Source organism: Clostridium sp. CTA-17, from assembly GCF_054767895.1.
The window spans coordinates 1-6830 of sequence record NZ_BAAABF010000018.1; the positions used below are offsets into that span (position 1 = coordinate 1).

General features: G+C 24.8%; 6 protein-coding genes and 1 pseudogene. All 7 read right to left on the bottom strand.

What is annotated here, in order from left to right:
• Positions 1-147: pseudogene (locus tag ACYUCG_RS14980) on the bottom strand (YebC/PmpR family DNA-binding transcriptional regulator); the annotation flags it as partial.
• A 520-nt stretch (positions 148-667) separates the two neighbouring features.
• Complete coding sequence (locus ACYUCG_RS14985) at positions 668-1558, bottom strand: hypothetical protein (RefSeq protein WP_096516602.1); 891 nt, start codon at positions 1556-1558, stop codon at positions 668-670.
• A gap of 126 nt (positions 1559-1684) precedes the next feature.
• Positions 1685-2275 (bottom strand): hypothetical protein, encoded by a 591-nt coding sequence (locus tag ACYUCG_RS14990; RefSeq protein WP_460268818.1) that lies wholly within the window; start codon positions 2273-2275, stop codon positions 1685-1687.
• A 212-nt stretch (positions 2276-2487) separates the two neighbouring features.
• Entirely contained in the window at positions 2488-3087 is a 600-nt protein-coding gene (locus ACYUCG_RS14995) for a recombinase family protein (protein WP_096516604.1), read from the bottom strand.
• A 198-nt stretch (positions 3088-3285) separates the two neighbouring features.
• Complete coding sequence (locus ACYUCG_RS15000) at positions 3286-4953, bottom strand: GmrSD restriction endonuclease domain-containing protein (RefSeq protein WP_460268819.1); 1668 nt, start codon at positions 4951-4953, stop codon at positions 3286-3288.
• 640 nt (positions 4954-5593) lie between these two features.
• Positions 5594-6502: a tyrosine-type recombinase/integrase gene (locus tag ACYUCG_RS15005; RefSeq protein ID WP_460268820.1), complete on the bottom strand. Its 909-nt coding sequence runs from the start codon at positions 6500-6502 to the stop codon at positions 5594-5596.
• Between the two features lie 175 nt (positions 6503-6677).
• On the bottom strand, positions 6678-6830 hold a 153-nt coding region (locus tag ACYUCG_RS15010), incomplete at its 5' end, for a YebC/PmpR family DNA-binding transcriptional regulator (RefSeq protein ID WP_460268413.1).

The window sequence follows — 6830 nt, forward strand, 5'->3', positions numbered from 1 at the left end:
ATAAACCTCTTGAACATCGTCGTCATCTTCAAGTAAGTCTAACATCTTTTGGAACTTCTTAGCATCGTCTTCGTTTATAGCAGTTTCAGTATCTGGTATCATTTTAACTGCTGCTTCTAAGAATTCTAATCCTTCAGCCTCTAAAGCTTATATATAAATATTTTAATAATTTAATGTTCTTAAATTTAGTATGTTTATCTTAATTATAAATAATATATTACTTATTTAATATTATTTGTTTACCATTATTTATAATAAATAAATTTTATAACTTTGTCAATTTATTAAACTATTCAAATAATGTAATTTGTTTTTTTCCTAGCTTTTTTCTTTAATTTACTTCATATTCCTTACAGTAATCTTTGCATCTTCTCTAACTTTACCTAGCAATAAAAGATAAGCATACTACACTATTTGATTGTAATTAACATAATGTTATATATGATAGTGCTTACAAGTGTTAACTATATCTATACTTCTTATAAATCCTCAGCCATTTCTTTGTGTATCATCTTTTTTACATTTAATTCGTACACTATTATATTTGATGTAATATAATTAATACACTTCTCTTTATTCCATATTGACTTAAATTATATCTTTTTATCTTATACATCTTAACGTTAAATATTACAACTAAATTCATAAAATAATGATTTTATTTATTTTATCTATCCTCTTCTAAACTTCTTACAAACTCAGTTATCTTTTCATTTATTGTTGTATTTTCAAGTAAATATTCATCACAATCACCAAAAACAGCGTTAAGTAATCTATTAAATTGTTTGCATTCTATATGCTCTATTTTAAAAATAGGCGTTAATTTATAAACTTTATAAACATACTCAATTTCTGTATTCATCAATTTCCAATATTTATTTTCAAGTAAATACTTATCATACCATTTGTATAACTTTTGAAATTGATAATAGCTTTTATATCTATTGCTTATCTTTTCTCCAACTGATTTTTTAAAACAAAAATTGCTTTTCTCCCTATATTCATTAAATTCTACTTCAGTTATAGGTATATGTTCACCATTTTCACATTTCATAAAAGCTATATTAGCTTCTACAAATTCTAGCTTATGTAATTTTTTTATTGCAGTTTCTACTAAGTTTCGTAATCTATTTTGTATAAATTCATTTTCTGAAATTAATCCACATACCTTTACCCATGTAGAAATTGATTTAAATCCTGTATCTCCACAATTATGAAAATACTCAGCCTTATTCATTAATACTCCTGCTACAAACTCAACATTACTCCCCATTTCAAATCCTATTTTATTGATTCTATTTTTATTTCCTATTAATGAAATTTTATTCTTATGTTCTCTTTCTTTAATTTCGTCATATATTTGAATAATATTATAGTAACTATTTCTGCCAATCTTATATTTTTCAAAACTGCATATTCTTTTTAAACATGTTTCAAAAGCTTTAAGTGGATTTCCCTTTAAATTCTTCTGATTATCTAACTCCCATAACAATTTGCCTTGTATTTTTCCTATTTTTATTTTATTTTTAAATATTTTAATATCTGAAATTTTCCCCACTACTCTTCTCCTAATTTAATCTTACATATAAAATAGGTAACACTTTTGTTCTTATATATAATTATTTCTCTATTATATACATAAGAACAAATAAGTTACCTATTTACTCTTTATACCAAATTTACTTTAAGCAAACTTTTTGTAAAGAGTAAACTTAAATCCTTCTATTGGGATTTCATCTATATATCTATCTCTTTTTTCAAACTTAGACTTTGTTCTCTTATTAAATAATTTATCTTCATCAACTTTTAACTTTTCAATTAGCTTATGCTCATAATATCTTAAATCAACTATTGTCAAATTTAGTCCTTGAGCAATAACATCACAAGCATATATTTCAATTTTTTTATCTTTTAAATCTATATTACGTTTTTTTGCTTCATATATAAAATTACTTTGTTTATTACAATTTTTATGCTTACTGATTCTATTTATTATATTAATGGTACTTCCTACCCATCTAATTTCTCCATCTAATACTATGTAATATATCCAACTTCCTCTACATTTTTCATAATTATTTTTGTTAACTTTACTTTTGCATTGCTTACAATACCATTGAATTCCATTTTTATTATATTTACTTTTATGGAATTCAGATTTTTTCTTTTTTATATTACATTTGCTGCATAAGAAAGCTTTTTCTCCTATATAATCACCTGTTTTATTTATTTTGTTTATATCGCCTATTAGTTTTAAATTTTTTGTTATTATCATAATAATCTCCTTTTTCTTATAAACTTCAGATTATTATTGCCCTTGTTTTCTTAAAACGTAAAAAAATAACGTAAAAATTCAAAAAAATTTTTAATGTCTAATTTTGAATCATTCTAAATTTTAAATTAAAATTATTCATTATTAAAAAATATTTTTCAGAATTGTGTTTAGTAACTCTATAAATACTTAAAATAAAAAAAACACCCATTGTATTAAATCAATAAGTGTTTCTCATATATTGTTATCCATCTATATAAAGTTGCTCTACCACACTCTAGTAACTTTGCCATTTCAACTTTTGTTATTTGTTTATTTTTCATTTGAATATAATACTTTCTAAAATTTTTAGGCAAATCCTCAAATTGCTTCTCTTTTCTTCCAAACCAAATTCCAGTCTTAGTCTCTCCTGTTGCCTTACATTTTTCTATACCTTGTATAACTCTCTCTTGTATAGTTTCTCTCTCCATCTCTGCTACACCACCAAATACAGCTAATAGCAACTTATACGTACTACTATTGGTATCTATCCCCTCCTTAACTATTATTACTCTAACGCCTTTATTTACCAGTTGTTCTATAATTTCTATTAAATCTTTTAAACTTCGTCCTAATCTACTAATACTTTCACAATAAAGAATATCTCCATCTTTAAGATCACATAACATCTTTTTCAATTGAGGTCTATCTTTTGTTTTACCAGTTATCTTATCTACATATTCTCTATCAAAAGATATTTTTAATTTATCTAGCTGCATGTCTTGTCTAGTGATATCTTGCTTAGTTGTAGATACTCTAAGATATTTTACTATCATTAATTCACTCTCCTAAATTTGTCTCATTAAAGTATATTTTTAAATGAAACATATACTGTAATTTATTTATCCAATTTTTTATTATTTTTTTCTATTAAAATTATTGTCTCACTAAACTTTAGTTTTATGATACACTTTATCTTCAAATAAGGATACCAAAAATATTAGTATCCTTATTATTTAAAATTTATTTTCATCTTATATATCTAAATTCAATTGTTCATAACCATCTATATTATTTAATTGTCTATCCACTAATTCTAATGATATATCTTCAAAATCCTCACATAATTCTTTTGCTTTATCAATAATAATCTTGTTTCTAGCATTTATAAATCCATTATAATCATTTATTAAAGCACACTCATATGCTTTTTTATTTATAAAATTACTTTCTAATACTTCTTCTAGGTTACTCCCTAATCTATTTTGTAGCTCTAAAAAATATTCTCTTGGAGCTTTATTAGATATATTTCTATTATTAATTAAATTAAGAATACATATATTGGCATTAGTATTAATTTCATTATTGTTGTATCCTTTATTTTTTAAATAGTCCTTAGGGAAAATATGATGATACTCTTTTTTATTAACTGTACTTAATACATTTTCTATATTTATTATTGCACCATCTAATAAACTTTGTGGTTTATTACTTGCAAGAATAAGTGCAAAAGTCTTGCTTATAGCTTTACTTAATATAAATTGACTTTCTATAAGTTCTTTATAGGATAGCCCCTTATTTATTGGTATTGTTTCAACTTCATCTTTAGCGAAACTTCTAATATTTTTTAATTCTGTATTAAGTTGAGCTGTATTAAAAGAAGCAAAATATCTAGTTATAGAAGTTCTCCAAAACCATTTTTTAATTTCTTTTCTTTGCTTTAATGATGGTAATGGACATAAATTAAAAAATTCAACTAAAAATGTAAGTTGTAAGGAATATGGTAAATATCCATGAGTAGTCACTGGTAATTCTGTAGTAATAAAATCAACAGCCTTCATATATGCACTCTTACATTTTGTAGCGATAACCTTTAATTCATCAGATGACAAATTTCTTAATTTATTTATATCCTCCTTTGTTACACCTAACCCTGCACATGTAGCTAAATTTCTTAATATCTCTATCTCAGGTACAGCTTCAAAGTTTTTATTTTCCAATTCACGTCTTACCATATCAATAGTGTCACTTAAATCAAAATCACCACTCCAAGTTGCTGCTCTCATTAAATCAACCATTGTAAGTCTTCTACCTGTACTATTTATTCTTTCAAAAATAGGAGCTACTTCATCAAGACTCATATCTCCTATTTTTACAGAAGCTATTTTATAATCTTTTATTGAATTTAATAATTTTTGAGCATTCTTTGTATACAATGCTTGCTTTGGATGTCCTACAAACCTTGAACATTGATTAATAAAATCCATTGTATCTAAAAGTTTATTCAACTTAAAATACTGAATTTTTTCATTATCAGGATCATATAAAAACTTTTCTTCTTCTAAATCAAATACAACATTCCATACACTCTTCTTATCTTTTTCGTTCCAAAATAATATTCCACAAAGTGTTGACAATCTCTGTTGCCCATCTAATAAATAATTAGTAGGATATTCTTCTTCTAATTCATTAATTTCTAAATCAGCTATATTTCTTTCACTTGCTAATTTTTGTTTTGTTAACCATAATAAAATACTTCCGATTGGATATCCCTTATAAATACTATCCATTAATTCTAAAATATTTTGTTTTGTCCAAACAAAAGGTCTTTGAAATCTAGGTAATTTTATATGTCCATCTTTCACCAATCTTACTAATACTTCAATTCTCTCTACTTCAGGTTTTGGTTCATACTGCGCCATACTGCACCTCCTATATACATAATATTCCAATAAATTATATCATATTATTTTTTATTTTTAAAATTTAAAATGTTTGGGAACTTATGAGCTACTAAAATCAAATAATTATCTTACCTAATCTATATAAATTAATTATAGATTAGGTAAGATAATATCACCATGTTTGGTTTACTCATTGAGAACCTTATTGAATACTTCTATTATTACTGCATAACTGCATATTAGCTTTACCATTTATAACTTGTCCTAAATGTTTTTATTTGCTAATACTTACCCATTCACTAGAATGCCAAGCTACCTCCACAACTATTATTTAAAGGTTATTGGTTGCTGCTCACCTTACATATCATTAATACCTTACATAAGTTGCAATAGAAGTAAATCCCTTATGATTAATGATATAGCTAATTTTATGCTTTGGCTTAGCTCACCTACTAAAATTATTTATAGTAGCTTTAGTGCTTAAACTACTAACTTATTCCTTTATTTTAAGGCATAAGAAACAAAGCCTTGCATATCACTAACTTTTTTGATAACATTTATTTGTCTGTTTTTTTGTTATCTACAAGTTGGATATACAAAGTTAATTTAACAATATTAAATTGTTATAAGAGGGATATTGGCGTATCTCTCTATTTTTTTATTTTCTTAAATTCATTAAAGGACTAGACTTTACCCCAAGCTCTAATACTTCATTATCCTTAAGTCCTTGTAAATATCTTTTTGTTATAGTTACATTTTCATGACCTAATAATCTACTTAAACTATATACATCTAATCCATTTTTCAATTGTGCCTGTGCAAAATAATGCCTTAATGTATGTGGCGAACAACGTATATTTTTATTAACATTAGCTTTTTTTCCACATAATTTTACTATCCGTTCAACAGCCTCTATTGTTAGAGGTTTATTTCTATAACTTAAAAAGTAATTATCATAATGTAAAATATTATTTTTTAAATACCCTTCTCGTATCCTCTCATACTTTATCATTACTTTCTTTAAATATGGTGATATAGGAACAACTCTCTCCTTATTTCCCTTTCCCATGATATAAATAATAGTTTCTCTTATATCATTTCTCTTTAATTGACAAAGCTCGAAATTTCTTATACCTGTATCAATTAAGATAGCCATTATACATTTATTTCTTGCATTTATATAAGAACTATAATTATATACATCTATCATTTTTCTAATTTCATTATCAGAAAATGTTTTTATAACTACTTTCTTTTCTCTTAACCATCCTACTTTTGAAGCTATATTTAAACAATATCCTTCATTAAAACAATATTTATAAAAACTTCTTAAGTTCTTTAAAATAGTATTAATATAAACTTCTGTTAAGCCATTGGATTTAAGATAATTTAAATAATTTTTTATATGCACATGACTAATATCCTCAATTTCAACTAATTCAAATTCAACTTCAATATATCTAGCAAATTTAGATATATTATTCTTATATCCTTTAATAGTCCTCTCTGAGTAATTTCTAAGTCTTATCTCAAAAACAAATTCTTTAATAACATCTTTTAAAAACAAAAATACCTCCTTACTAGATAAACATATCTAAATAAGGAGGTATAACGTATACCTTAACTATTGATTATGGAAAATATTAAGTTTACCATAATCAATAGTATTTTTATTAAATTAATTAAAATATAAACTTATTAGCTTAATTAATAATCCTTGTAATATCAATACTTTACAGTGATTATTCATCCCATCCTTCAGGGAATTCAGCATTGTGATAAACCTCTTGAACATCGTCGTCATCTTCAAGTAAGTCTAACATCTTTTGGAACTTCTTAGCATCGTCTTCGTTTATAGCAGTTTCAGTATCTGGTATCATTTTAACTGCTGCTTC

Bases quoted from the DNA above. Each gene is read 5' to 3' on its own strand.
- ACYUCG_RS14990 (WP_460268818.1), bottom strand. From the start codon at position 2,275: ATGATAATAACAAAAAATTTAAAACTAATAGGCGATATAAACAAAATA.
- ACYUCG_RS14995 (WP_096516604.1), bottom strand. From the start codon at position 3,087: ATGATAGTAAAATATCTTAGAGTATCTACAACTAAGCAAGATATCACT.
- ACYUCG_RS15000 (WP_460268819.1), bottom strand. From the start codon at position 4,953: ATGGCGCAGTATGAACCAAAACCTGAAGTAGAGAGAATTGAAGTATTA.